Annotated in this window: 22 protein-coding genes, 1 tRNA gene and 1 pseudogene; 17 read left to right on the top strand and 7 right to left on the bottom strand. The window is 72.9% G+C overall.

The genetic code is table 11. From position 1 onward, the window contains the following. Nucleotides 1-99: 99 nt before the first annotated feature. On the bottom strand, nt 100-1,851 hold the full coding sequence (locus ABZ806_RS23175) for a phospholipid carrier-dependent glycosyltransferase (RefSeq protein WP_500219439.1): 1,752 nt from the start codon (nt 1,849-1,851) through the stop codon (nt 100-102). A gap of 125 nt (nt 1,852-1,976) precedes the next feature. Between ABZ806_RS23175 and rsmI the strand changes: the two genes are divergently transcribed. Continuing rightward, nucleotides 1,977-2,810 carry a 16S rRNA (cytidine(1402)-2'-O)-methyltransferase gene (gene rsmI, locus ABZ806_RS23170; protein WP_500219443.1) on the top strand — a complete coding sequence of 278 codons (834 nt, stop codon included), beginning with the start codon at nt 1,977-1,979 and terminating at the stop codon, nt 2,808-2,810. 152 nt (nt 2,811-2,962) lie between these two features. Continuing rightward, nucleotides 2,963-3,265 (top strand): hypothetical protein, encoded by a 303-nt coding sequence (locus tag ABZ806_RS23165; protein WP_500219438.1) that lies wholly within the window; start codon nt 2,963-2,965, stop codon nt 3,263-3,265. 49 nt (nt 3,266-3,314) lie between these two features. Here ABZ806_RS23165 and ABZ806_RS23160 read toward each other — a convergent pair whose 3' ends face one another. Beyond that, nucleotides 3,315-5,153, bottom strand: a complete 1,839-nt coding sequence (locus ABZ806_RS23160; RefSeq protein WP_500219437.1) for a hypothetical protein — start codon at nt 5,151-5,153, stop codon at nt 3,315-3,317. A 331-nt stretch (nt 5,154-5,484) separates the two neighbouring features. Between ABZ806_RS23160 and ABZ806_RS23155 the strand changes: the two genes are divergently transcribed. Together ABZ806_RS23155 and ABZ806_RS23150 are read left to right on the top strand one after the other, a co-directional pair. Continuing rightward, nucleotides 5,485-6,834 carry a glycosyltransferase family 2 protein gene (locus tag ABZ806_RS23155; protein ID WP_500219436.1) on the top strand — a complete coding sequence of 450 codons (1,350 nt, stop codon included), beginning with the start codon at nt 5,485-5,487 and terminating at the stop codon, nt 6,832-6,834. Between the two features lie 76 nt (nt 6,835-6,910). Next, entirely contained in the window at nt 6,911-8,791 is a 1,881-nt protein-coding gene (locus ABZ806_RS23150; RefSeq protein WP_500219435.1) for a hypothetical protein, read from the top strand. Nucleotides 8,792-8,820: 29 nt separating this feature from the next. Here the strand turns inward: ABZ806_RS23150 and ABZ806_RS23145 are convergent, their stop codons facing one another. Then, nucleotides 8,821-10,464: a glycosyltransferase family 39 protein gene (locus tag ABZ806_RS23145; RefSeq protein WP_500219434.1), complete on the bottom strand. Its 1,644-nt coding sequence runs from the start codon at nt 10,462-10,464 to the stop codon at nt 8,821-8,823. 97 nt (nt 10,465-10,561) lie between these two features. Here ABZ806_RS23145 and metG point away from each other — a divergent pair, with 97 nt between their 5' ends. From metG to ABZ806_RS23095, 10 genes are all read left to right on the top strand, one after another. Beyond that, on the top strand, nt 10,562-12,355 hold the full coding sequence (gene metG, locus ABZ806_RS23140; protein ID WP_500219433.1) for a methionine--tRNA ligase: 1,794 nt from the start codon (nt 10,562-10,564) through the stop codon (nt 12,353-12,355). Then, entirely contained in the window at nt 12,352-13,176 is an 825-nt protein-coding gene (locus ABZ806_RS23135; protein ID WP_500219432.1) for a TatD family hydrolase, read from the top strand. The genes metG and ABZ806_RS23135 overlap by 4 nt, the downstream gene beginning before the upstream one ends. Before the next feature lie 160 nt (nt 13,177-13,336). Beyond that, complete coding sequence (locus tag ABZ806_RS23130) at nt 13,337-14,149, top strand: resuscitation-promoting factor (RefSeq protein WP_500219431.1); 813 nt, start codon at nt 13,337-13,339, stop codon at nt 14,147-14,149. 28 nt (nt 14,150-14,177) lie between these two features. Further along, a complete protein-coding gene (gene rsmA / locus ABZ806_RS23125; protein ID WP_500219430.1) occupies nt 14,178-15,059 on the top strand; it encodes a 16S rRNA (adenine(1518)-N(6)/adenine(1519)-N(6))-dimethyltransferase RsmA in 882 nt (293 codons plus the stop codon). Nucleotides 15,060-15,176: 117 nt separating this feature from the next. After that, a complete protein-coding gene (locus ABZ806_RS23120; protein ID WP_500219429.1) occupies nt 15,177-16,268 on the top strand; it encodes a glycoside hydrolase family 26 protein in 1,092 nt (363 codons plus the stop codon). A 76-nt stretch (nt 16,269-16,344) separates the two neighbouring features. After that, entirely contained in the window at nt 16,345-17,265 is a 921-nt protein-coding gene (locus ABZ806_RS23115; protein WP_500219442.1) for a 4-(cytidine 5'-diphospho)-2-C-methyl-D-erythritol kinase, read from the top strand. Nucleotides 17,266-17,413: 148 nt separating this feature from the next. After that, nucleotides 17,414-17,590, top strand: a complete 177-nt coding sequence (locus ABZ806_RS23110; protein WP_500219428.1) for a hypothetical protein — start codon at nt 17,414-17,416, stop codon at nt 17,588-17,590. A gap of 51 nt (nt 17,591-17,641) precedes the next feature. Next, nucleotides 17,642-18,127, top strand: a complete 486-nt coding sequence (locus tag ABZ806_RS23105) for a hypothetical protein (protein ID WP_500219427.1) — start codon at nt 17,642-17,644, stop codon at nt 18,125-18,127. 55 nt (nt 18,128-18,182) lie between these two features. Then, entirely contained in the window at nt 18,183-19,961 is a 1,779-nt protein-coding gene (locus ABZ806_RS23100) for an ABC-F family ATP-binding cassette domain-containing protein (protein WP_500219426.1), read from the top strand. 47 nt (nt 19,962-20,008) lie between these two features. After that, the gene (locus ABZ806_RS23095; protein WP_500219425.1) at nt 20,009-21,124 is read left to right on the top strand and encodes an amidase; all 1,116 of its coding nucleotides are present in this window, start codon (nt 20,009-20,011) and stop codon (nt 21,122-21,124) included. Here the strand turns inward: ABZ806_RS23095 and ABZ806_RS23090 are convergent. Both ABZ806_RS23090 and ABZ806_RS23085 read right to left on the bottom strand, forming a co-directional pair. Then, nucleotides 21,121-21,612: a MarR family winged helix-turn-helix transcriptional regulator gene (locus tag ABZ806_RS23090; protein WP_500219424.1), complete on the bottom strand. Its 492-nt coding sequence runs from the start codon at nt 21,610-21,612 to the stop codon at nt 21,121-21,123. The two genes, ABZ806_RS23095 and ABZ806_RS23090, sit on opposite strands and share 4 nt — an antisense overlap. Before the next feature lie 24 nt (nt 21,613-21,636). Further along, nucleotides 21,637-22,467 (bottom strand): patatin-like phospholipase family protein, encoded by an 831-nt coding sequence (locus ABZ806_RS23085; RefSeq protein ID WP_500219423.1) that lies wholly within the window; start codon nt 22,465-22,467, stop codon nt 21,637-21,639. A gap of 126 nt (nt 22,468-22,593) precedes the next feature. Between ABZ806_RS23085 and ABZ806_RS23080 the strand changes: the two genes are divergently transcribed. Further along, the gene (locus ABZ806_RS23080) at nt 22,594-23,400 is read left to right on the top strand and encodes a trans-aconitate 2-methyltransferase (RefSeq protein WP_500219422.1); all 807 of its coding nucleotides are present in this window, start codon (nt 22,594-22,596) and stop codon (nt 23,398-23,400) included. A gap of 157 nt (nt 23,401-23,557) precedes the next feature. Here the strand turns inward: ABZ806_RS23080 and ABZ806_RS23075 are convergent, their stop codons facing one another. Together ABZ806_RS23075 and ABZ806_RS23070 are read right to left on the bottom strand one after the other, a co-directional pair. Beyond that, nucleotides 23,558-24,304, bottom strand: a complete 747-nt coding sequence (locus ABZ806_RS23075; protein ID WP_500219421.1) for a TetR/AcrR family transcriptional regulator — start codon at nt 24,302-24,304, stop codon at nt 23,558-23,560. 53 nt (nt 24,305-24,357) lie between these two features. Continuing rightward, entirely contained in the window at nt 24,358-25,314 is a 957-nt protein-coding gene (locus ABZ806_RS23070) for an acyl-CoA desaturase (RefSeq protein WP_500219420.1), read from the bottom strand. Between the two features lie 155 nt (nt 25,315-25,469). Here ABZ806_RS23070 and ABZ806_RS23065 point away from each other — a divergent pair. Then, nucleotides 25,470-26,241 (top strand): annotated as a pseudogene (locus tag ABZ806_RS23065) (ADP-ribosylglycohydrolase family protein). A gap of 104 nt (nt 26,242-26,345) precedes the next feature. Further along, nucleotides 26,346-26,417: transfer RNA gene (locus ABZ806_RS23060), tRNA-Gln, on the top strand. Nucleotides 26,418-26,462 lie beyond the last annotated feature (45 nt).

The raw sequence follows: 26,462 nt of genomic DNA, 5'->3' as shown, positions 1-26,462 counted from the left end.
GCGTGTTGTTGTTATGAGCCGCTCATAACAACAACACGCCGCAGATCAACGAAGTGGGCAGGTCGACGGAGTCGGGTGGTCAGCGAAGTCGGGCTGGGCTTATACCCAGGACTGGAACCAGATTCGCTCGTGCCAGTCGTTGTAGGGGAGCGTCTGGGCCGACAGGATCGGGTAGAAGTACGCGAAGTTCGCCAGTACCACCAGCAGGAACGCGCCCGCGGCGGCGGCGCCGATCAGCCGCCGCATGCCCGCTCCCTGGACCGGTAGCGGTGGGTGCGCCCCGGCGTCCTCCCCGTAGGGCCCGGCCCCGTAGGGTCCGGCGCCGTGGGGTTCGGCCTCGTAGGGGCCGGGGGGCGTGTCGGGCACGGCGCCGTAGGGGTCGGGGGGCGCGTCGGGGACGCCGCCGTCCTGCGGCCGGGCCGCGTGCGCGCCCGCCATCCCGGCGGGCGCCGGGCCTATCAGGTACCCGAGCACCAGCACGACCGCCAGCACCATGAACGGGATCAGCGGTGTCGCGTAGAACAGGAACATCGTCCGGTCCGCGAACGCCGACGGGAACCAGGTCAGCCAGCCCGCGCCGAAGCCGAGCAGGATCGCGCCCGCCCGCCAGTCCCGCAGGATCAGCCACAGGAACGCGACGACGACCAGCGCGACCAGCGCGCCCCACCACAGCGCGGGCGTGCCGATTCCGAGGATCTCTCGCGAGCAGCGCGACGCGCCGCAGCCGCCCTTCGGCTCGGTGTAGAAGAACGCGACCGGACGGCGCAGGATCGGCCAGTCCCACGGCCACGACTGGTACGGGTGCTTCGCGTGCAGCCCGGTGTGGAAGCCGAGCATCTGCGCGTGGTACTCCCACAGGTTCGGCATCGCCTCGACCGGCCGCCACAGCGGGTTGCCGGACACCGTGCCGCGCCCCCAGCCGCCCGGCTTGAAGATCCACCCCCACCAGGTCGCCAGGTAGGTCACCACCCCCACCACGACGAGCTGCACGAACGCCGGCACGGCCTCCAGCAGCAGCGTCCCGGTGAACGGGGCCCGCACCCCGGCCGCGCGGCGGGCGCCGTAGTCCCACAGGACGACCATCAGCCCGAACGCGGCGACGTAGAAGATCCCCGTCCACTTGGTGGCGCAGGCGAGGCCGAGGCAGATCCCCGCCGCCCACCGCCAGCCGTGCGCGAGGAACGGCCCGTAGACCGAGGTGTCCCCGCGCCCGATCTTCGCGGCGAGGACGCGCCGGGACCGGTCCCGGTCGTTCACCAGGCACGCGAACCCGGCGAGGATCCAGAACATCACGAAGACGTCCAGCAGCGCGGCCCGGCTGGTCACGAACGCGAGCCCGTCCAGCGCGAGCAGCAGCCCGGCGGCGCAGCCGAGCAGCGTCGACCCGGTCATCCGGCGGGCGACCCGGCACAGGATCAGCACCGACAGCGTCCCGACCAGCGCGGGCACGAACCGCCATCCGAACGGCGTCGCGCCGAACATCCACTCGCCGATCGCGATCATCCACTTGCCGAACGGCGGATGCGCGACGAACGCGGGCCCGTTCGCCCAGATGTGCGCGTCCGGATCGGCGATCAGCAGCTTGTCGGCGTTCTCGACGGTGTTGTGCTCCCAGCCGAACTTCAGCAGGGCCAGCGCGTCCTTGGCGTAGTAGGTCTCGTCGAAGACCACCGCCTTCGGCGACCCCAGCCGGTCGAACCGCAGGTACCCGGCGAGCACGGTGACCAGCAGCGGGCCGAGCCAGGACAGCAGCGCGCTCCCCGGGATCGCCGGCGCCAGCCACTCCCGCAGCGAGCCCCCCCGCCGCCGCACCGCGTCCACCGAGGCGGGAACCAGATCCGTCGTCGCCATCCAGTCATCGTAAGGGTGCGCGGCACCCCCGACCCCGGCCACAGGAGACCGGAACGGCGGCGTGAGGATCGCCTGCGTCGTGACGGGGGTTCCAGGGGGTCGCCCCCTGGGAGACTGGACGCGTGATGGGGACTCTGGTGCTAGCGGCGGCGCCGCTTGGGCGGGCCGAGGACGCTTCGGTGCGGTTGCGGGAGGCGCTGGTGGACGCGCCCGTGATCGCGGCCGAGGACACCCGGCGGCTGCGTCGGCTGGCGGGCGACCTCGGGGTGGAGCTGACCGCGCGGGTCGTGGTCTACAACGACGTGACCGAGCGGGCGCGGACGGCCGGGCTGGTGGCCGAGCTGCTCGCCGGGCGGGACGTGCTGGTGATCACCGACGCGGGCATGCCGGGGGTGTCGGACCCCGGGTACCGGCTGGTGCGCGCGGCCGTCGCCGAGGGGGCGCCGGTCACGGTGCTGCCCGGACCGTCCGCCGTCACGGCCGCGCTGGTGGTGTCGGGGCTGCCCACCGACCGGTTCTGCTTCGAGGGCTTCGCGCCGCGCAAGCCGGGGGAGCGGGCCCGCCGGTTCGGGGCGCTCGCGGACGAGCCCCGCACCCTGGTGTTCTTCGAGTCGCCGCGGCGGCTGGCCGCCACCCTCGCGGCGATGGCCGAGGCGTTCGGCGCGGACCGTCCGGCCGCGGTGTGCCGGGAGCTGACCAAGACCTATGAGGAGGTCCGGCGCGGGACGCTCGGCGAGCTGGCCGGGTGGGCGGACGGCGGGGTGCTCGGCGAGATCACCCTGGTCGTCGGGGGCGCGCCGGAGCGGGCCGGGCTGACCGAGCCGGCCGAGCTGGCCGCGGCCGTCGCCGCCCGGGAGGCGGCCGGGACGCCGCGCAAGCAGGCGATCGCCGACGTCGCGAAGGAGAACGGCGCCCCGAAACGCGCGGTTTACGACGCCGTTGTCAAGGCCAGGAAATAGTCACCGGCATCGCAGCGGTCCAACCGGTTCATTCGGGGAATAACCCAGATCGGTGACACGTAGCGGGGGCAGTATGTGCTCGGCGGGGCCACCATGGAACTGGGACGCGCGGAAGCGGGGCGCGCGAGACGGTCGCCGAGGAGGTGAGTGCCGTGCAGGATGCATGGTCGAGCCACGAAGTATGGGTCTTCGAGTGCCTGAGCTGCGCGACGACCTGGAACGAGGAGTTCGAGGTCCAGCACGCCGGAGACGGGCACGGCAACGAGGCCGTCGTCTACGAGCACCGGGGCCAGCCCTGCATGACGCCGTGGATGGACCGGGTCTGCCCGAACTGCCAGAGCCAGAACGTCAAGGCGCTGTCGGCGATGCGCGGCAAGGAGGCCGACATCCCGAAGGCGCGCAGCGGCAGCGACGTGGCGATGGTCTTCCACCTGCGGCGCATGCACGCCTGGTAGCGGGCGGGCCTGGGCGGGCCGGGCCGGCGAGCGGCCCGGCCCGGCCGGGTCACTTCGCCGCGACCTCGGGCACCTTGCTCTCGATCTCCGGTGCGTCCGGTGCCGGGGCGCCCTTCGCCCCGGGGCCGCGGCGCAGCCGCCGGCGCCACCCGGCCACGGTCGCGCGGACCTCGGGCGTGAACGCCGTCCCGGCGGCGAGCGCCGCGAGCGGGACGGCCGGCAGCACGTACCGGTAGTCGAACTCGGCGGTCGCGGCGGGCGCGAGCAGCAACCCGGTCGCGAGCGTCCACGGCAGCAGCGCCTCGCCGCCGAACCGCCGCCACAGCGGGACCAGCCCGGCCAGGCCGAGCAGCAGGATGCCGCCGAGCATCGTCCCGCGCAGGTAGAAGACGTCCTGGTAGCCGCGGACGACCCCGGCGAACGGCTCCACCACCTGCGTCTCGGCGTTGCCCCGCTCGTACGCCTTGGCCTCCTGGGAGGCGACCCCGCCGCCCGGCATGTGCCAGTCGGGAAGCTTGCGGCTCCTGCTCTCGAACTCGTACTGCGAGTACGTGGCCGGGTCGGGGAAGACCGTCCGCTCCCACCGGAAGACCCGGAAGAAGTCGTGCGCGACGACCGCGAGGTAGTCGCCGGGCTGGGCGATGATCGCGCGCTTGGCGAAGTCGTTGGCGAGCGCGTTGTTCTCCGGGCTGAACCGGGTGCCGGTGTAGCGGTTGAGCGGCGACTGCCGGTTCCAGATGCCGTCCTGGGAGTTGGGCAGCCGGTTCGCCGGCTCGGTGCACAGCGGGTACTCGCGGACGGGCAGGTCCTTCATCTGGTGGCAGTCGGCGAACTTGTAGACCCGCGCGTACAGGAAGATCCCGTTGCTCTCGGTGATCGCGAACTTGCCGCCGTCGACCTTGTACCAGCCCATGTAGGCCACCACGGGCAGCATGCACGCCGCCAGCGTGATCGCGATCGGCCGCCAGCCGGCGCGCCGGATGAGCAGGTACACCAGCACGCCGAGCAGCACCGGCATGCCGACCGAGCGGGTCAGCCACGCCATTCCGACGATCAGCCCGACCGCCGCGGCGATCTTCCAGGACGGGCGGTCCCGCCACAGCAGCAGCGTGACCGCGCTCATCACCAGGAAGGTGAACATCGTGTCCGACAGGACGAGGTGCTCCAGCTGGATCTGGTAGGCGTCCAGCAGGCCCGGCGCGGCGGCGAGCGCCGCGCCCCAGCCGGGCAGCCCGAACCTGCGCCGCAGCAGCGCATAGACCATCACGCCCATGGCCAGCCCCATCAGGTGCTGGAGCGCGGCGACGAGCGCGAAGCTGTGGAACGGCTTCAGGACGTAGAGGAGGAACGCGTAGCCGTCGGGACGCAGCGGGTGCGGATAGGGGTCGGTGGCGACGTGCAGGTAGTCGAAGCTGTCGTTGAAGAACATCACCGGCTGGTAGCCGAGCATCGCGATGAGCCGGAGCAGTGCCGCTGTGGCAATGATCACACTGAACACCGGATGCCGGCGCGCCAGCGTCCACAGCCCCCGCGCACGCCGCTTACCACCCGAAACCGCCGCATCTTCGGCGGTTCCCGCATTCTCCGGTGTGTCGCCGCCCTTTTCGCCGGCCTTCCCGGCGGGCCCGCGGCCCTTCTTCAGGTCGGTCGCAGTGGTGGATTCCGGGCCGTCCGCATCACCTTTGCCGGAATTTGCCGGAGTGCTCGCCCGGCCGGGCGTGTCGCCCTTCGCGCGGGCCCCGCCCGGCGCGCCCGCGGCGCCCGGTCCGGCGGCGCCCGCAGGCCCGCCGACCTCCACCGACGCGTCGCCGCCGGCCGGTCCGGAGCCGTCCGGCGCGGAGCCGGGTCCTGTGTCCAGCGCGGTGCCCTGCGGCGTTTCCCCCGCCACTGCCGCACCTCCCCTTCGGTGTCCGGCCCCCGGTCCGGTGGCACTGCTGGTCTGTCGGGCGACACTGCGGTCTCCGGCGCGCGTCACAGCCGTCCCACCCTTTCCGGGTCGCCGTGCCCGTATGCTTGACGTCCTAGCCTGCCGCCCGCGACCGTTCCGGAGAGGGTTTTTCGGTTGCAAGTGGGCAACACGATACGGGTGCTCTTGACGAGAGCGGCCATCATGACCCGTCCTCGGCAGGCATCATGAACGACGACGGGCCGCCCCGCGGAACAACTGAGATTAGTGGAAAACACCGCAGACGGTCACCAGGGGTAACGAAGGAGCTCGCGTGGAACTCTCCGTAGTGATGCCATGTCTGAACGAGGCCGAAACGGTCGAGACCTGCGTCCGAAAGACCATCGGCTTCTTCGAGGACAAGGGCATCGACGGCGAGGTGGTCATCGCCGACAACGGCAGCACCGACGGCAGCCAGCAACTGGCCAGGGACGCCGGGGCACGTGTCGTGCCGGTGATCGACAAGGGCTACGGCAACGCCCTCATGGGCGGGATCCGGGCCGCGCGCGGCAGGTACGTCGCGATGGGCGACGCCGACGACTCCTACGACTTCACCACCCTCGGCCCGTTCCTGGACGAGCTGCGCGGCGGCGCCGACCTCGTGATGGGCAACCGGTTCAAGGGCGGCATCGCCGACGGCGCCATGCCGCCGCTGCACCGCTACCTCGGCAACCCGGTGCTCAGCTTCGTCGGCCGGCTGTTCTTCGGCAGCAAGATCGGCGACTTCCACTGCGGGCTGCGCGCCTTCGACAAGGACGCGATCATGCGGCTCGGCCTGCAGACCGGCGGCATGGAGTTCGCCAGCGAGATGGTCGTGAAGGCCACGCTGCAGGGCTACGACATCCGGGAGGTGCCGACCACCCTGTCCCCGGACGGCCGGACCCGGGCCCCGCACCTCAACACCTGGCGTGACGGATGGCGTCATCTTCGCTTCCTCATGCTCTACAGCCCTCGTTGGCTGTTCCTCATCCCCGGATTGGTCTTCATGACTCTCGGCCTGGTCGCCGGGATCGCGCTGTCGACCGGTCCGGTCACCGTCGGGGAGATCGCCTTCGACGTCGACACCCTCGTCGGCGCGTCCGCCGCGCTGGTGATCGGCTTCCAGGCGGTGCTGTTCGCGCTGCTCACGAAGGTCTACGCGATGCAGGAGGGATTCCTGCCGCACGACCGCCGGGTACAGAAGATCATCGACTGGTGGAGCCTGGAGCGCGGCCTGCTCATCGGCGGCCTGCTCGCCCTCGCCGGCCTCGGCGGCCTGGTCGCCTCGCTGCTGCACTGGCGGGTCAACAACTTCGGCGAACTCGACCCGCGGCACTCGCTGCGCATGGTCGTCCCCGCCGCCACCGCGCTCGTAATGAGCTTCCAGGCGATCTTCGCCTCGCTGTTCGTCAGCATCCTCGGCATCCGCCGCCGCCAGCACCCGCCGCTCACCGACCCGGCCGAGGAGGCCGCGGGCGTCGTGGACGCCGCCGCCCACAAGGCCAGGCGCGCCGCGGAACAGGCCGAGAAGGCGGAGCAGGCCGAGAAGAACGGCAAGGCCGAGAAGCCCGAGGAGAAGGTGTCCGCCGGCAAGGGCGACGCCGCGGCCCCGGCCGAGGACGGCGACGACGCGTCCGGACGCTGACGCCCCGCGCCCGTACTGAGACGTTGCCGAGCGTTTCCAGACCGGGGACGGACGCCCCCACACCACTGTGACAGGCTTGTCCAGCAATGGATCTTCGTTCACCGACCGGTCGCGCACCGCGCGGCGCGCGCCGATGAGCGCCCGTCCACCGGCGGGCGCGGAGGCCGCGGCGCGGTCCGCCGCGCGGCCGCCGGTCGCCCCGGCCGAACCGCGCGACGTCCCGGCGCGGGCGGGGCGCCGCCGCTGGGCCTGGCTGTTCGTGCTCGGCTGGGCGGCGCAGGTCGCGCTGCGGCTGTGGCTCGGCTCGGGGCAGACGATCCCGGTGGCGACGCCGGACGAGTCCGGCTACCTGTTCGCCGCCCGCGTCCTCACCGGCGGCCCCGACGCCGACATGTCGTTCGGGACGGTCTACCGCGGCGGCTACCCGCTGCTGCTGCTCCCCGCGGCCTGGCTCGGCGACGGCCCGGTCGCCGTCTACCGTGCCGCGCTGGTCATCAACGCGCTGATCAGCGCGCTGATGCTGCCGCTCGGCTACCTGCTGCTGCGCCGGCTGCGGGTGCGGCGGCGCTGGTCGTACGTGTTCGCGCACGTCACCGCGCTGCTGCCGTGCGTGCTGTTCTACTCCGCGTTCGTGCTGACGGACGCGATCCTGCCGCTGCTGTTCACCGGCTGGCTGCTGCTCGCCCACGCGTGGCTGAGCGCGCCCGCGAAACGGCTCGGGCGCCGTGCGCCCGTCCGGCCGCTGCTGTGCGGTGCCGGGGCGTCGCTGCTGGTCGCCTACGCCGCCACCTGCCATTCGCGGGGCGCGATCCTGCTGGTCGTGCAGGCGGCGCTGATCCTGGCCGCGCCGGTGTTCCGGTGGCGGTCGTGGCGGAACGCCTCCGCCGCCGCGCTGGTCCTCGCCGCGGCGACGGCCGCGGGGATGCTGCTGAACCGGTCGCTGCTGCCGCACATGTACCCCTACGGCGACAACGACCTCGGCGGGAACGTCGTCCGGCGACTGACCACCCTCGACGGGTGGGGCTGGATGCTGTCGCTCGGCACCGGGCAGGTCTGGTACCAGTCCGTCGCGACCGGCGGGATCGCGGCGGTGGGCCTGCTCGCGGTCGCGGCCGCGGTGGTCCGGCCCCCGAGCACGCTGCCGGGCTCGCCGGGGCGGACGCGGGCGCTCGGCCTCGCCGTCCTCGCGATCGTGGCGGGCATCGCGTTCGCGACCTCGGCGGCGCTGCCGGTCGAGTACCGCGTCGGCAACTACGTGTACGGCCGCTACCTCGCCTGCATCGCCCCCGTGCTGTTCGCCGCCGGTGTCGCGGTGCTGCTGCGCGCCCCGGCGCGGACGCTGCTGCGGGCGGCTCCGGCGGCGGCCGCGCTGACCGTCGCGGCGGCGTGCGTCGTCCAGTGGTACGCGGGCGACCTGCTCGGCCGGTACACCTACACGGCCTACGACTTCCCGGAGACGTCGCTGCTCACGTGGGACTGGACGTCGTTCCGCCTCTGGCACGCCACCCTGACCGGCCTCGCCCTGCTGGGGCTGTCGGTGGCGGCCGCGCGGCTGCGCCGGCACGGCCCGCTGCTGCTGGCGGGGCTGCTCGCCGCCGTCGCGGTCGCCATGTGCGCCACCGCGATCGACCGGATCGCGCAGCCGATGGTCCGCGCCGAGACCGCGCACACCGACCTGCGGGACCGCGTCGACCTGCGCGCGCAGCGGTCCATCGCCGTCGACTGGAACGTCCCGTGGACGCTCCGGCTCTCGCAGTTCTACTGGGCGTGGTGGAGCGACGGCAGCGTCTTCGACGCCCGCTGGACCGCCCCGCCGCAGAACGTCGACATGGTCGTGCTGGCGTGGCCGAAGGACGTCCCCGCCACCGCGTCCTGGCCGAAGGGCGCCCCGCCCGGCTGGCACGTCGCCGACAGCCGCCGCACCATCCAGGGCGACTGGGTCGCCTGGACCCGCTAGCCCCAGGCCGCGCCGGCCCTGGGCGGCGCCTACTCCTCGGGCGGGAGCGGCGGCGGGTTCCACAGCTGCAGGACGCCGTCGGAGGAGCGCCACATCAGCGTCCAGCCCTCGGCGGGGGACGGCCGCCAGCCGCTCGCGATCTGCGACTCCATGCCGCGCCACCGCGTGTAGAGCATCGGGCCCTCCATCGCGTCGCGCGGGATCCGCGGCATGTAGTGCGGCCAGTCGCGGATCTCGCCGCGCCACACCGGGTCGCCCCACATGTCGCGGGTGTAGAAGGTGAGGGTCTGCGCGAGCCGCCGGTCGGCGGTGATCAGCGTGATGCCGCGGTGGTCGCCGAGGTAGCCGCGCAGCTCGTTCCACGCCTTGTCGCGCGGCAGGTCCGGGACGGCCTGGACGGCCGCGACCGTGTACCACCCGCCGAGCGCGACCGCGAGGACGGGCACGGCGACGGTCTTCAGCCGCCACCGCGACACCCACCGGGCGGGCAGCATCCGGAACATCAGGATCAGCGACCCGAACCCGCCCGCGAGCAGCGCGGGCAGCACCGCGAACCAGTACCGCTGGAGCCAGGCGCGCAGCGAGATGCTGTTCGGGTCGAGGACGCCGGAGAACAGCGTCAGCGGGACGGCGAGGGTGAAGAACCACACCAGCACCAGCGCGAGGCGCCGGTCGCGGGTGACGGCCCAGCCGACGATGGTGAGGGCGAGCGCCGCGGTGAAGACCAGGCCGAGCGGGTTCCAGTCGTGCATGGCGCGCAGGAACGAGCGGGCGGCGAGCTCCCGGGTCACGTAGTCGCGGGACTGGCCGCCGTGCTCGGCCGCCGACAGCAGCCCAGCGAGGGGGCTGCCCCACACCAGCTGGTTGTGGACGAAGTTCAGCAGCAGGATCGCGAGCATCGGCGCGCCGACCGTGATGTTGCGCCGCCAGGGGATCCGCAGCAGCGCCAGGTACGCCGGGATGGCGAGGAACAGGAACGCCAGGAACTCCCGGACGAGGAACGACGCGCCGAGCAGCACCCCGGCGGCGAGCAGCAGCCTGGTCTGCGCCCGCCCGGTCCGGCGGCTCGCGACGACGAGGCCCGCCATCCCGATCGTGAACAGCCCGGCGCCCGGCATGTCCGGCAGCATCACCCCGGTCGACCAGGTGATCTCGTGGCCGAACGGGTTGGTCATCGTGAAGAACGGGTGGATCAGCAGGATCGCCGCGGACGCGACGCCCGCCACGTCCCCGAACAGCGACCGGACGACCAGGTACGTCCCGGTGAAGAACGCGATGCCGCCGAGCGCCGCGACGACGAAGTAGGCGGCCTGGCCGGGCCCGAGGACGTCCTGGACGAGCCGCGCCGGCAGCACCAGCCCGATCCGGGTCACCTGGTGCGGGACCTCGTCGAACGGCCACTGGGTGAGCGGGATGTCGGGCCAGTCGCGGGCGGCGAGCCACACGTAGTACGGGTCGAAGTACAGCGGCGGCGTCATGACCACCCACTGGGCGAGCACCGCGGACGCCGCGACCAGCAGGGACAGCCACACCACCCGGCGCGTCCGGCGCACCCGGCCGAGCAGTCGCGCGGCCGACCGGGCGGCGCGGCCCCGGGGCGGCGCGTCCGGCGCGTCCGGCCCGGCCTCGCTCGGCGACCGGCCGACGGCCTCGTCGGACGTGGTCTGGGCCATGCCTGGGCTCCCCCGCCTCCGCTGATCAACCTGCCCCGGAACCCGGACCAGGTTACTCGCGTGCCGCGGCCCCCGTGACGCGACTACCCTTGATTGCATGTCCTCGTCAAGCCGTCACATCTTGACCGCGCCCGCCTGGCCGTACGCCAACGGGCCCCGTCACATCGGGCACGTCTCCGGATTCGCGCTGCCCGCCGACATGTTCAGCCGCTACCAGCGGATGGCGGGCAACAAGGTCCTGATGGTCAGCGGCACCGACGAGCACGGCACCCCCATCCAGGTGCAGGCCGACAAGGAGGGCGTGACCGCCCGCGAGCTGGCCGACCGGTACAGCTCCGTGATCGCCGAGGACCTGCACGGCCTCGGCATGACCTACGACCTGTTCACCCGGACGACGACGCTGAACCACTACGCGGTCGTCCAGGAGGTCTTCAAGGGCCTGTACGACAACGGCTACATCTTCCGGACGACCACGATGGGCGCGATCTCGCCGTCCACCGGCCGGACGCTCCCGGACCGCTACATCCTGGGCACCTGCCCGATCTGCGGGTACGACGGGGCGCGCGGCGACCAGTGCGACAACTGCGGCAACCAGCTCGACCCGATCGACCTGATCAACCCGGTGTCGCGGATCAACGGCGAGACGCCGAAGTTCGTGGAGACCGAGCACTTCATGCTCGACCTGCCCGCGTTCACCGAGGTCCTCGGCCGGTACCTGCGCGGCAAGCAGGGCCAATGGCGGCCGAACGTGCTGAAGTTCGCGCTGAACCTGCTGGACGACATGCAGCCGCGCGCGATCAGCCGCGACCTCGACTGGGGCGTGCCGATCCCGCTGGACGGCTGGCGCGACAACCCGGCGAAGAAGCTGTACGTGTGGTTCGACGCGGTCGTCGGCTACTTCTCCGCGTCGGTGGAGTGGGCGCGGCGGTCCGGTGATCCGGAGGCGTGGCGCGCCTGGTGGCAGGACCCGGAGGCCCTGTCCTACTACTTCATGGGCAAGGACAACATCGTCTTCCACGCCGAGATCTGGCCGGCGATGCTGCTCGGCTACAGCGGCCAGGGCGACAAGGGCGGCACGCCGGGTTCGCTGGGCGCGCTGAACGCCCCGACCGAGGTGGTGTCGTCGGAGTTCCTGACGATGGAGGGCAAGAAGTTCTCGACGTCCCGCAACGTCGTCATCTACGTGAAGGACTTCCTGGAGCGCTACGACGTCGACGCGCTGCGGTACTACGTGGCGGTCGCCGGGCCCGAGAACCAGGACACCGACTTCACGTGGTCGGAGTTCGTCCGCCGCAACAACGACGAGCTGGTCGCGGCGTGGGGCAACCTCGTCAACCGGTCGGTGAACATGGCGGCGAAGAACTTCGGCGCGATCCCCGACGCCGGTGAGCTCACCGACGCCGACCGGGCGCTGATGGAGCGCAGCCGCACCGCGTTCGGGGCGGTCGGCGCCGAGCTCGGCCGGTCCCGGTTCAAGAGCTCGATCACCGAGGCGCTGGACGTCGTCCGCGACGCCAACAAGTACCTGTCCGACCAGGCGCCCTGGAAGCTGAAGGACGACCCCGAGCGGGTCAAGTCGATCCTGCACACCGCGCTCCAGGTCGTGGACGACGCCAAGACGCTGCTGACGCCGTTCCTGCCGAACTCCTCGCAGAAGGTCTACGAGATGCTCGGCGGCGAGGGCGTGTGGAGCGGCATGCCGCGGCTGGAGACCGTGTCGGAGGACGGCGGGCCCGACTACCGCGTCCTCACCGGCGACTACGCGACCGAGGCGCGCTGGGAGTCCGTGCCGATCAAGCCGGGCGTGCCGCTGGCCAAGCCTGTGCCGCTGTTCAAGAAGCTCGACGCCTCCGTGGTGGACGAGGAACTCGCCAGGCTGGAGAACACGTGACCCGAGACGGGGACGGGCAGGCCGCCCGGTCCTACCCGCCGTTGCCCGAGCGCCTCCCCGTGGACGTCTTCGACAGCCACTGCCACCTCGACGTCGTCGAGACGCCGGTGGACGAGCAGCTGAAGGCGGCGAAGGCGGCGGGTGTCACGCGGATCGTCACGATCGGCTGCGACCTGCCGTCGTCCCGGTTCGCGGTGGAGGCCGCCGGCGAGTTCGACGACGTGTACGCGGCGGTCGCGATCCATCCGAACGACACGACGGGGGTCTCCGACGCCGTCCTGGAGGACGTCGCGCGGCTCGCCGCGCACCCGAAGGTCCGCGCGATCGGCGAGACCGGCCTCGACTACTACCGGGACTGGGCGCCCAAGGACGACCAGCACCGCTCGTTCCGCGCGCACATAGCGATCGCGAAGCGCACCGGCAAGGCCCTGGTCATCCACGACCGGGAGGCCCACGACGACGTGCTCGCGATCCTGGCGGAGGAGGGCGCGCCGGAGAAGGTGGTCTTCCACTGCTTCTCCGGCGACGCCGCGATGGCCGAGGTCTGCGCCGGGCACGGCTACCTGATGAGCTTCGCCGGGAACGTCACGTTCAAGAACGCGGAGCCGCTGCGCGAGGCGCTGCGGGCCGCGCCGCTGGACCTGCTGCTCGTGGAGACCGACGCGCCGTTCCTCACCCCGATCCCGCACCGGGGCAAGCCGAACGCGTCCTACCTGATCCCGCACACCGTCCGCGCGATGGCCGAGGTGAAGGACGTGGACGTGGCCGAACTGTGCACGGCGATCGCCGCGAACGGGGAGCGCGTCTTCGGCCCCTGGTGAGCCGATCCGGGTGAGCCGGCCGCCGCGCGGTGCCAGGGTGACGAAGCGCACCGGACGGTGCTTCTGAGGGCGATGAGGTGGCGGAGCACGGGCGGGTGGCTCTAATCTCTGGCCCATTGAGCGGGCGCCCCCGAGCCCGGCCCCCCTGGAGGAAACCCCCGTGCTTCCGAACACTGTCCGCGGTACCGGCATGCTCCCGGCCGTCTCCGTCGTGCTGGCCGCGGCGATGCTGGCCACGGCGTGCGGCGGCGACGGAGCGGACCCGAAGGGCACCTCGCCGGTCGCGGACGCGCCGAAGACCAGCGCCCCCGCGCCGCGCAAGGTCGTCATCGTGGTCGACGGCAAGAAGTCCGAGACGATGACGACGGGCGCCACCGTCCAGCAGGTCCTCGACCAGGCGAGCATCGCGCTCGGCCCGCACGACCTGATCAAGCCGGCCGTCGACCAGCCGGCGGGCGCGGTCATCAAGATCCTGCGGCTGCTATCGGAGCCGAAGCTGAAGGTCGTCAAGACGCCCGCGAAGACGATCCGCAAGAAGAGCTCGTCGGTGCCGCCGTGGAGCGAGAAGGTGCTGCGCGAGGGCAAGTCCGGCATCAAGGTCGTGAAGTGGGCGTACGTCCGGCACAAGGGCAAGAAGGTCCCGAAGGTCATCGCGCAGAAGGTGAAGCGCAAGCCGGTCGCGCGGATCCTCGCGGTCGGCCCGAAGTCCGCCGCCAGCGGGTCGGCGGCGCGGCTGAACTGGGCCGGGCTCGCCAAGTGCGAGTCGGGCGGCAACCCGAAGTCGGTGAACCCGGCCGGCTACTACGGCCTCTACCAGTTCTCCATGGCCACCTGGGGGTCGGTCGGCGGCAAGGGCAAGCCGTCCGACGCCACCGCCGGCGAGCAGACCTACCGCGCCCAGATGCTCTACAACAAGGTCAACGGCCGCTGGCAGGGCCAGTGGCCGAACTGCGGCAAGTTCCTGTTCTCCTGACCTCCCGCCGAGCTGGAACAATCATCGGATGGGGGAGACGCGGGGATTGCTCGGGCCGGCGGACGTGCGTGACCTGGCGGCGCGGCTCGGCATCCGGCCGACCAAGACGCTCGGGCAGAACTTCGTCATCGACGCCAACACCGTCCGGCGGATCGTCCGGGCGGCCGGGCTGTCGGCCGGCGACGTCGTCATCGAGGTGGGGCCCGGGCTCGGGTCGCTGACGCTCGCGCTGCTGCCGGCGGCGCGGCGCGTCGTCGCGGTCGAGATCGACCCGGCGCTCGCCGCGGAGCTGCCCGCCACGGTCGCGGCCCGCGAGCCGGATCTCGCGGAGCGGCTGGAGGTCGTGCGCGCCGACGCGATGAAGATCACACGGCTGCCGGGCCCGGAGCCGACGGCGCTCGTCGCGAACCTCCCCTACAACGTCGCCGTCCCCGTCGTCCTGCACCTGCTGGCCGAGCTGCCGTCACTGCGTTCCGCGCTGGTCATGGTGCAGGCCGAGGTCGCCGACCGGATGACCGCCGGGCCCGGCTCCAGGATCTACGGGGTGCCGTCGGTGAAGCTCGCCTGGTACGGGGAGGCGCGCCGCGCCGGGGCCGTCGGCCGGGCGGTGTTCTGGCCCGCGCCGAACGTCGACTCCGGGCTCGTCGCGTTCACCCGCCGCGAGCCGCCGCCGACCTCGGCGTCCCGCCCGGAGGTGTTCGCGGTGGTCGACGCCGCGTTCGCGCAGCGCCGCAAGACGCTGCGCGCCGCGCTCGCGGGCTGGGCGGGGTCCGCGCCCGCGGCCGAGGAGGCGCTGCGCGCCGCCGGCGTCGATCCGCGCGCCCGGGGCGAAGCTCTGGACGTGGCCGCCTTCGCCCGTATTGCCGAGTATGGTCCTTCACGCCGGGGTGATCGGTCCCCGGCCCCCTAGGCGGGCGCTTCCCCAGGGGGACGGCCCCGGCACGGGGCGGCACAACACCAGCACGAGCCGGAGGTCGATGTGAAGGCGCGTTCGCGGACGGCGCGGACCAGGGTGCCCCGCCGGGGGATGCGGGCACCCCTCGTGGGGACGGCGCTGCTCGCGACCGCGGGCGTGGTCGCCACGGTGGCGGCCGGCTGCGGGGACGGCGCGGGCGCCGCCCCGAAGATCACCACGACGGCGCGGGCCGGGGTCGCGCCGGTCCCGCCGAAGCAGGGCGCCTACTTCGGGGCCTGGGTGCCGCCGGAGGGCGGGCGGGGGCCGTCGTCGTCCCCGAGCCCGTCCGGTTCGCCGACCCGTTCGCCGTCCGGGTCGCCGTCCGCGACGCCGACCGGCAAGGACGCCGGCAAGCCCGGCATGGCGCCCATCGCCGGCTTCGAGCAGCGGCTCGGCCGGCAGCTCGACATCGTGCAGAGCTACCGGGGCTGGAAGAGCGACTTCCCCGGCGACCTGGAGAAGTCCGTCGCCGACGGCAACCGGTACCTCCTGCTGACCTGGGGCGGCGCCGACACCCGGGAGATCGTCCAGGGCAAGTACGACGACCTCATCGCCAAGCGCGCCCGCGCCGTGAAGGCCCTCGGCAAGCCGGTGTTCCTGCGCTGGTCGCGGGACATGGACCGGTCCGCCGCGCAGAAGCGCGTCCACTCCCCGGGCGACTTCGTCGCCGCGTGGAAGCACCTGCGGGAGGTCTTCACGCAGCAGAAGGTCGACAACGTCGCGTGGGTGTGGTGCCCCACGGTGCGCGGGTTCGGCGGCGCCGACGCCGGCTCCTTCTACCCCGGCGACGACCAGGTCGACTGGATCTGCGCCGACGCCGAGTCCGGCGGCGACTACGACTACCGCGACCTGTCCGAGTCGGTGAAGCCGTTCCTGCAGTGGGCCCGCAAGCACCAGAAGCCCATCATGATCGCCGAGTTCGGGGTGCCGAAGTCCTACGGCACGCGCCGCGCCGAGTGGCTCCGCGGGGCCGCCGAGACCCTGCAGGACCCGCAGGTCAAGGCCGTCGTGTACTTCGACTCCGACGAGCAGGCCGCCAACGCCCGCGACAAGCGGCACGCCTACTCGGTGACCGGCGACACGCACGCGATGTCCGCGCTCCGCGAGCTCGCGACCACCCCGTACTTCAACCCCCGCAACCTCCCCGTCACGAGCGGGGGGTGACGCGTCATTCTGGGGGGACGACCCCCCAGGCCCCCCGGCAAGAGCATTTGCCCGTAGGGTTTCGATCGTGAGCGCAGTGACCGTACGCGTCCCCGCCAAGGTCAACCTTCAGCTCGGCGTGGGGCCGATCCGCGACGACGGCTACCACGACCTCGTCAACGTCTTCCACGCCGTCTCCCTGTTCGACGAGGTGACGGCGGAGCCCGCCCCGGAACTGGCGGTGCGCGTCCAGGCGGCGCCGCACTCGCGGGTGGACGTCGCCGGCGTCCCGACCGACGACGGCAACCTCGCGGCGCAGGCGGCCCGGCTCGTCGCGACGCGGCTCGGCGTCGAGCCCCGCGTCGCGCTGCGGATCCGCAAGGCGATCCCGGTCGCGGGCGGCATGGCGGGCGGCAGCGCCGACGCCGCCGCCGCGCTGGTCGCCTGCGCCCGGCTCTGGGACGACCGCGAGCAGCCCGTCCTGTCCCGCGACGACCTGATGGAACTCGGCGCGGACCTCGGCAGCGACGTGCCGTTCGCCGTCCTCGGCGGCACCGCCGTCGGCGTCGGGCGCGGCGAGCGGCTCACCCCCGCCCTCGCCCGCGGAACCTTCCACTGGGTGTTCGCCACCGCCGACGGCGGCCTGTCCACGCCCGCCGTCTACGGCGAGTGCGACCGGCTCCGGCTGGCGGCGGGGGAGGCGGCGGCGCGGCCGGCCGTCTCCGCGGAGCTGATGACCGCGCTCGCCACCGGCGACGCCAAGGGCCTCGGCGGCGCGCTGTCCAACGACCTGCAGCCCGCCGCGCTGTCGCTGCGCCCGTCGCTGCGCCGCACGATCGACGCGGGCCGCGACCTCGGCGCGATCGGTGCGCTCGTCTCCGGCTCCGGCCCTACCTGCGCGTTCCTCGCCGAGGACGCCGAAGACGCCGCCGACCTCGCGGACGCACTGCACGGTGCCGGCGTCGCCGAGCAGATCGTCCGAGCATCCGGCCCGGTCCCCGGCGCAACCATCGTCTAACGCGCGGCGGAGTCTGGCGTGCGGGGGCGTGTTCAGGGCGTCAGGTAGGTGCGCTCGGCACACAAGCGAACCTCCCGCTTGCAACGGACGTCCTACTCTCCGTGACAGCGATTCCCTCCCGCACCGATCCCTCCGGCGAGGTGGAGCGATGACGATTCTGTCCGGGCTGCTCGGGCTGGTCGCGCTCGCCATGATGGCGACGCTCGCCGTGCTGGCCGTGCGCCGCGACCGTGACATACGCCACAACGCCCCTGGCATGACGATCCGGACCGCTACCGTGCGGGGCCAGGCCGGTGAACGTTCCACGCCGCCGGCCGTCCGCTGAGCGGGCCTGAACGGGAGGCCGCTGATGGAGCCGAGTTCCGGAGGTCTGGGCATGGCGTTGCTCCTCGTGCTGCTGCTCGTCCTCCTGCTGGGGATCGCGGCCGTCGCGCTCATCGTCGTGCTCGTCGCCCGCAAGTCCGGCCGCTCCGGCCCCCCGCCCGGCTACACCCCGCCCGGCTACCCGCAGCCCGGATACCCGCAGCCCGGCTACGGCCAGCCTGGGTATGGCCAGCCCGGCCACGGGCAGCTCGGGGACGGCCAGCCCGGCTACGGGCAGCCTGGGTATGGCCAGCCCGGGTACGCGCAGCCCGGCTACGGCCAGCCCGGGGACGGCCAGCCCGGGTACGGGCAGCCAAGCAACGGGCAGCCAGGCAACGAGCAGCCAGGCCACGGGCAGCCCGGGTATGGGCAGCCGGGATATCCGCAGGGCGCCCACCCGGAGCCTGCGCCGCCGTCGCTTCCGCCGCTGCCCGGGGACGCGGCGGCGGGCGAGGCGGAGGCGCCGCCGGGCGACCGGCCGGACACGTCCGGGACCTGACCGGCGCGGTGGGCCGTACGAGCGGTGCGGCGGGGGCAATAGGGTTGACGGTGCCGTGAATCTGATCAACCTTGAGAACGTCGCCAAGGCCTACGGGCCCCAGCCGCTGCTCGACGCCGTGTCCCTCGGCCTGGACGAGGGCGACCGCGTCGGCGTCGTCGGCCGCAACGGGGGCGGCAAGAGCACCCTCGTGTCCGTCCTCGCCCGCGAGACCGAACCCGACGCCGGGCGCGTCACGCACGCGCGCGGGCTGCGGCTCGGCTACCTGACCCAGCGGGACGCGTTCCCGGAGGGCGCCACCGTCCGGTCCGTGGTGCTGGGCGAACGCGCCGAGCACGAGTGGGCGGGGGACGTCCGCGTCCGCGACATCCTGGCCGGGCTGCTGGCCGACCTCGACCTGGACGCGCCGCTCGCCGGGATGTCCGGCGGCGAGCGCCGCCGCGTCGCGCTGGCCCGGCTCCTGGTCCCCGAGTCCGACCTGCTGATGCTGGACGAGCCCACCAACCACCTCGACATCGAGGCGATCGACTGGCTCGCCCGGCACCTGAAGGGCCGCAAGGTCGCGCTGCTCATCGTCACCCACGACCGCTGGTTCCTCGACGAGGTCACCGACCGGACGTGGGAGGTCGTCGACGGCCGCGTCGAACGCTACGAGGGCGGCTACTCCGCCTACGTCCTCGCCAAGGCCGAGCGGTCCCGGATCGCCGCCGCCACCGAGGCCAAGCGGCAGAACCTGCTCCGCAAGGAACTGGCGTGGCTGCGCCGCGGCCCGCAGGCCCGCACGTCCAAGCCCAAGTTCCGGGTCGACGCCGCGCAGGCGCTCATCGCCGACGAGCCGCCGCTCCGCGACTCGGTCGAGCTGACCCGGTTCGCGACCGCGCGGCTCGGCAAGACGGTCTACGACATCGAGGACGTCACCGTCGAACTCGGCGGCCGCGAGCTGTTCACGCGGATGACCTGGCAGCTCGGGCCCGGCGACCGGGTCGGCCTCGTCGGCGTCAACGGCAGCGGCAAGAGCACCCTGCTGCGCCTGCTGGACGGCGCCGTCCAGCCGGTGTCCGGGACGGTCGTGCAGGGCAAGACCGTCCAGCTCGCGCACCTGTCGCAGAACCTGGAGGAACTGGACCCGTCCCGGCGCGTCCTGGAGTCGGTCGAGGAGATCCGCCGCCGCATCACCGTCGGCAAGCGCGACTGGACGGCGAGCCAGCTCCTCGAACGGCTCGGCTTCGCCGGGGACCGGCAGTGGACGCCCGTCGGCGACCTGTCCGGCGGGGAGCGCCGCCGCCTCCAGATCCTCCGGCTGCTGATGGGCGAGCCCAACGTCCTGCTCCTGGACGAGCCCACCAACGACCTCGACATCGAGACGCTCACCGAAGTCGAGGACCTCCTCGACGGATGGCCGGGCACCCTCGTCGTCGTCAGCCACGACCGCTACTTCCTGGAGCGCATCACCGACCACGTCGTGGCGCTCCTCGGCGACGGCCGCGTGTCGATGCTGCCGGGCGGCGTCGACGAGTACCTCGAACGGCGCGCCGCCGGCACCGCGCCGAAGCCGGGCGCGGCGCCCGCCGCCGCGCGGCCCGCGGAGCGGCCGGCGGCACCGCCGAAGGCCAAGGCCGGCGGGCAGGACTGGAAGGCCCGCAAGGAGCTCGACCGGCTCGAACGCCGCCTGGAGAAGCTCGCCGGGCAGGAGACCGAGCTCCACGCGCAGCTCGCCGCGCACGCCACCGACTACGCCAAGCTGCAGGAACTGGACGCCCGGCTGCGGGAGATCCAGGCCGAGGCCGCCGCCGTCGAGGAGGAATGGCTGATGCTCGCCGAGGATCTCGGCTGACAGGACGGCGGCTGGAGTATCCGGTCCGCGCCGGGCATGATCCCCCAATGACGACTTGGATCATCAAGACGGACGCGCCGGGCGACGGCCCGCGGCTCGCCGTCAAGGACGCCGTCGACGTGGCCGGCCTGCCCACCACGGCGGGCTGCGCGGCCATCGCCGAGCGCGCCGAGCCCGCCGCCGCGGACGCGCCCGTCGTCGCCTCCGCCCGCGCGCGGGGCGCCCGCATCGCCGGCAAGGCCAACCTGAACGAGCTGTGCATGGCCGCCGACGGCGTCAACCCGTGGTCCGGCACGCCGGTGAACCCGCTCGACCCGTCCCGGGTGCCGGGCGGATCGTCCAGCGGATCCGCCGTCGCCGTCGCCACCGGCGAGGCCGATGTCGCGTTCGGCACCGACACGTCCGGGTCGATCCGCATCCCCGCCGCGTGCTGCGGCATCGCCGGGCTGAAGACCACCGCCGGGCGCGTCTCCCTGGAGGGCGTGTACCCGCTGTCGCCGACCCTGGACGTCGTCGGCCCGATGGGACGCGACGTCGCCGCCGTCGTCCTCGGCATGGACCTGATCGAGCCCGGGTTCACGCCCGTCCCGTACGACGCCGCCCTGCCGATCGCGCGGCTCCGGGTGCCCGGCGTCGACCCGGCGATCGACGCCGCCGTGGACGACGCGCTGCGGCGCCTCGGGCCGTTCGGCGAGGTCACGTCCGCGCAGTACGAGGAGGCGGCCACGGTCAACGGCGTCATCGTCAGCGTCGAGGGCTGGGCGCAGAACGGCCACCTGCTCGACGACCCCGACAAGCTGAGCGGACGCATCCACCGCCGCATCCAGCAGATGCGGGACGTGGCGGAGGCCGGGATGCTCGACTGGGCCCTCCGCTTCCAGAAGTCGCTCAGGGCCGAACTGGACGCGATCCTCGCCCGGCACGCCGCGATCGCCCTGCCCGTGCTGACCTGCGTCGCCCCCGAACCCGGCGAGGCGGACGAATCCGACCTCCTGCTGACCACGCTCACCGGCCAGGTCAACGTCGCCGGGCTGCCCGCGTTCGCGCTGCCCGTGCCGCTGCCGGGCTCGCACCTGCCGGCGTCCGTCCAGCTCATCGGCCCGGCCGGGGGAGAGGAGCGGCTCTGCGGGCTGGCCGCCGCGCTGGAGGCCGCGCTCGCCTAGTCCCGGTCGAACGGGATGAGCAGGGTGCGGAGCAGGTCGGCCAGGACCGCCCCCTGCTCGGGGCTGAGGCCCTCCAGGATCCCCTGCTCCCGTTCGAGCAGGTCGGCGAACGCGGCGTCGACGCGCGTCAGGCCCGCCTCGGTGAGGCGGACCTGGACGCCGCGCTTGTCCTGCGGGTCCGGGTGGCGCTCGACCAGGCCGGCCGCCGCGAGCCGGTCGATGCGGTTCGTCATCGTGCCGGACGTCACCAGCGTCGCGCGCAGCAGCCGCCCCGGGCTCAGCTGGTAGGGCGCGCCCGCCCGGCGCAGCGCGGTGAGCACGTCGAACTCCCACGACTCCAGATCGTGCGCCACGAACACCGCGCGGCGGGCGCGGTCCAGGTGCCGGGCCAGCCGGGACACGCGGCTGAGGACCTGCAGCGGCCGCACGTCCAGGTCCGGACGTTCGGTGTTCCACGCCTCGACCAGCCTGTCGACCTCATCGCGCATCCCGCCAGCCTACCTGTCTCGACATCAAGACACACGCCCCGACCGAGGCGGGCTGATGGTCGAGGGCAGGGCCGCGGTGAGGAGCCTCGCCGCCGCCGGGGCCTGCCGGTGTCCCTCCCGGTAGACCGGCGTCCAGCGCGACATGTCGCCCACGTTGCCGCCGAACGCCTCCAGCGCCCGCTCATCCGGGACGATCCGGACATCGACCCCCGCGCCGTCCGACATGTGCGCGAGCGGCTCGACCACGACGACCGTTCCGGCGCCCTCCGCCAGCTCCGGGGCGGACCGGCCGCCGAACGCGCCGTCCATGTAGCGGCGGCCGCCGATCGTCACCGGCTCGGCGAACCCCGGCGCCGCGCTGCTCGCCGCGACCGCCGCCGACAGCGGGACGCCGCTCGCCGCGTCCCACACGACCGGTTCGCCCGCCGCGACGTCCACGCCGGTGATGAGCAGCCGGCCGGTCGGCCACGCGTCCGTCCCCACCAGGAAGCGCATGCTCGCGCGGTGCCGCTCCTCCGGGAGCGCCGCCGCCTCCAGCGCGAGCCGCCCGATGCGGCGCCGCACCTCGTCCGGGGAGAGGCCGGGATCGGCGCCGATCTCGAACGCGCGCGCCATCACCGACAGGTCCGCCGGCGGGCGGGGCCCGCCGCGCGGCGGCAGCTCCGCCAACTCGGCGAGGTCGCGTCCCGCCAGGATCGCCGCGCCCGCGATCGCGCCCGCCGACGTGCCGGCGACCACATCCGCGCCGGCCGGGTCCACGCCCGCCTCCCGCAACCCGGCCGCGAGGCCGAGCAGCCATGCCGTTCCCACCGGTCCGCCCGGCCCGAGCACCAGGGCCCATCCATGCGCGGTCATGACGGCGAGCCTAGGAACGCCCGGGGCCGCGGCGCATCGGCCATCGGGCCTAGGTCCCCCGGCGGTTCCCGCGACACGCCGCAGGATTCTTGACATCAAGATAAGAGCCGGGCATGCTGTGTCTTGATGTCGAGAGAAAAGCTGGCCGAGTGGGACCCCGCGCAGTACGCGCTCTTCGGGGGCGAACGCGCGCGGCCCTTCGCCGAGCTCGTCGCGCGCGTCGGCGTGCACCTCCGCGGCGCCGAACCCGCCCGCGTCGCCGACCTCGGCTGCGGCAGCGGCGAACTCACCGCCACCCTCGCCGCCCGCTGGCCCGGCGCCGTCATCGAGGCCCTCGACAGCTCACCGCAGATGATCGCCGAGGCCCGCGAGCACGAGATCCCCGGACGGCTCGCCTTCCGCGTCGGAGACGTCACCGCCTGGAAGCCCGACGGGCCCGTCGACCTCATCGTCTCCAACGCCGTCCTGCAGTGGGTCCCCGAGCACTCCGGCCTGCTGCTCCGGTGGGCGGACGCCCTCGCACCCGGCGGCCGCCTCGCCTTCCAGGTCCCCGGCAACTTCGGCGCGCCCAGCCACGTCCTGCTGCGCGAACTCTGCCGCTCCGACCGGTGGCGCGCCAGGCTCGGCCACCTCCAGCGGGACGCGCCCGTCCTCGACCCGGCCGGCTACCTCGACCTCCTCGCCCGGCACGGCTGCGCCGTCGACGCCTGGGAGACCACCTACGCGCAGGTCCTGCACGGCGACGACCCCGTCCTCGAATGGGTCAAGGGCACCGCGCTGCGGCCCGTCCTGTCCGCGCTCGACACCGGCGAGACCGCCGAATTCCTCACCGACTACCGGGACCGGCTCCGCCGGGCCTACCCCGCCGCCCCGCACGGCACCGTGTTCCCCTTCAGGCGGATCTTCGTGATCGCCACCCGGAACACCACCTAGACGGGATGCCGCCCGTCCGCCGTGGGAGGCGACTCGTTCCCCTGCGGTGTGCCGACTTCGGACGGGAGGGCGGCGTCCGCAACTCCCGGACTCGCGACCCGAGCCCGGCGACCCCTGGCCGGTGGCCGCCCGGACGAACTCCGGCGGCCACCGGTCGTCACGTCGACGGGTCGGCGATGCCGTCCAGCTCGCGGCGCGTCCGGCGCCGCTCCCGCTCCGCCCGCGCCGCCGCCTTCTCCTCGGCCTTCTCCGCCTTCGCCGCGGCCTTCTCCGCCGCCCGCTCCCGGCGCTCCTGCTCCTTGCGGCGCCGCCGCGGATCCAGCGACGGCTTCGGCTCCAGCGCCGCCAGGCCGTTCCAGGCGAGGTTCACCACGTGCGCGGCGACCTCCTCCCGGCGCGGCTTGCGGACGTCCAGCCACCACTGGCCCGTCATCGCGACCATGCCGACCAGCATCTGCGCGTACATCGGCGCGAACTTGTCGTCGTAGTCGTGCCGGTCGAACTCCTGCGCGAGGACGTACTCGACCTCGCCCGCTATCTCGCTGAGCAGGCTGGCGTAGCTGCCGGTGCCCGTCCCGCCGTGCGAGTCGCGGACGAGGATCCGGAACCCGTCCGGATGCCCCTCGATGTACTCCAGCAGCGCCAGCGCGGCCTTCTCCAGCTTCCCGCGGTAGTGGATCGCCGAGTTCAGCGCGTCGGTGACCAGCTTCAGCAGGCGCTCGAACTCGCGGTCGACGACGACCGCGTAGAGGCCCTCCTTGCCGCCGAAGTGCTCGTACACCACGGGCTTCGACACGCCGGCCGCCGAGGCGATCTCCTCCACCGACGTGCCGTCCAGGCCGCGCTCGGCGAACAGGGAGCGGCCGATGTCGAGGAGCTGCTCGCGGCGTTCCTTGCCGGTCATCCGCTTTCTGCGCGGTCTGGGAGCGGGTTCTGTCACGGGATCAATTGTGGCGGTCAAACCGCCTGCTTCGTGCGCTTCGCGGCCAGCCTGTCGCTGTTCGGCCACCGGACGTCGTAGGCCCAGCCCGCCTTCTCGAAGCCCTGGATGATCCGGGCGCTGATGTCGACCTGCCCCTTCAGCACCCCGTGCCGCGCGCAGGTCGGGTCCGAATGGTGCAGGTTGTGCCACGACTCGCCGAGCGACGGGATCGCCAGCCACCACACGTTCCGGGACTTGTCGCGCACCTCGAAGTCCTCGCTGCCGAAGGTGTGGCAGATCGAGTTGATCGACCACGTCACGTGGTGCACCAGCGTGATCCGGACGAAGCCCGCCCAGAACAGCGCGGTGAGGAAGCCCATCCACGACATCGTCACCAGCCCGCCGATCACCGCCGGCAGCAGGAACGACACCGCCACCAGCCCGGGGAACGCCAGATGGATGCGGCGGATGTCACGGTCGTTCAGCAGGTCCTTGGCGAACCGCTGCTTGGACGTCCGGTTGGCGTCGAACAGCCAGCCGTAGTGCGCCCACACCAGCCCCTTCGCCAGCGCCTTCCAGTCGTCGCCGAACCGCCACGGCGAGTGCGGGTCGAACTCCTTGTCCGAGTGCTTGTGGTGCCTCCGGTGGTCGGCGACCCACGTGATCACCGGCCCCTCGATCGCCATGCTCCCGGCCAGCGCCATGAAGATCTTCAGGCCCCGCTTGGCCTTGAACGACCCGTGCGTGAAGTACCGGTGGTACCCGACCGTGATGCCACCCGCGGACAGCAGGTAGAACACCGCCGTGAGCACGACGTCCGTCCAGCCGAGGAACCGGCCCCAGGCCAGCGGGACCACCGCGAACAGCGCCAGGAACGGCACGCCGGTGAACAGCGCGATGAGCACCCGTTCGGCGTTGCCGCGCGCGTCCGGATTGATCTCGGCCCGCGGTTGCCGTCGAGGAGGAGTATCCACGGTTGGAGCCGTTGCCATGCGTCACCACTTCCTGTGACTAGGGGAGCCTTACCTACGCCAACGTAACCTACGCCACCGTAAGTTGGACAGAGCCGAACGGTAAATTCGGTGAGAAACTGCCCCTCCAGCCACAAACCCCTCCACCGTCCCACCACCCGCGAGACAATGCCGAAGTGCCCCTCCCTCACCGCGAACGCCTGACCCGCGCCGGCTGCTCCCTCGCCGGCCTGTCGGTCGGGGACGCGTTCGGCGACCAGTTCTTCCTGCTCGCCAACCGGCACGTCTCCGCCGAAACGGGGGTACCGCCCGCGCCCTGGGCGTGGTCGGACGACACGGAGATGGCCTGCTCCGTAATGGACGTTCTAAACCAATTCCGACAAATCAACCAGGACGCACTGGCCGCGGCCTTCGCGGACCGCATGGACCTCCGCCGCGGGTACGGCGCCGGCGCGTTCGAGCTCCTGGAGCGGATCCGGGGCGGCCCTCTCCGCCGAGGTGACCCACGCCAACCCGGAGGGCATCGCCGGTGCCGTGGCGGTGGCCGTGGCCGCCGCCTACGTGAGCGGCCGCGCCGAGGTGGCCCCCGAGTCCGTGATCGAGGCGGCTCTCGACCTGATCACAACGGGCGAATACGTCCGCCGCGGCCTGGAGCGCGCCCGTCGCCTCCTCGGCAGGGCCCCGCGAGAAGCGGCCTGGGAACTGGGCAACGGCAGCCGCATCTCCGCCCAGGACACCGTCCCCTATGTCCTGTGGGCGGCGTCCACCCGCCTGGGCGACTATGAGGCCGCCGTCCGAGCCTGCGTAATGGTGGGCGGCGATATGGACACGACGTCCGCCATGGTCGGCGGCATCGTGGCGGCTCACCTGGGCCGCCCCGCGATCCCGGAACCGTGGCTGGAGGCGCGCGAGCCGCTCCCCGCGTGGCTGGAGATCGTCCCGGGGTGAGCGCGGGCGCTCGCGACACCCGGAATCGGGTGGGTCTCCCCGCGCGGGTGTCGGTATCGTTGAGGCCGGTCGGCTCGGGTCATTGCCCGAATCGTCCGCTTTGATCCGGCGTGGTGTAATTGGCAGCACAAGGGTTTTTGGTGCCCTTAGACAAGGTTCGAGTCCTTGCGCCGGAGCTGTCCGGGAGGTCCCCTGCCGGGTGGGCGGGGTGGGGGACGGGG

It is taken from the genome of Spirillospora sp. NPDC047418, assembly GCF_040643275.1.
Taxonomy (GTDB): domain Bacteria; phylum Actinomycetota; class Actinomycetes; order Streptosporangiales; family Streptosporangiaceae; genus Spirillospora.
This window is presented reverse-complemented; position numbering and strand designations above follow the sequence as displayed.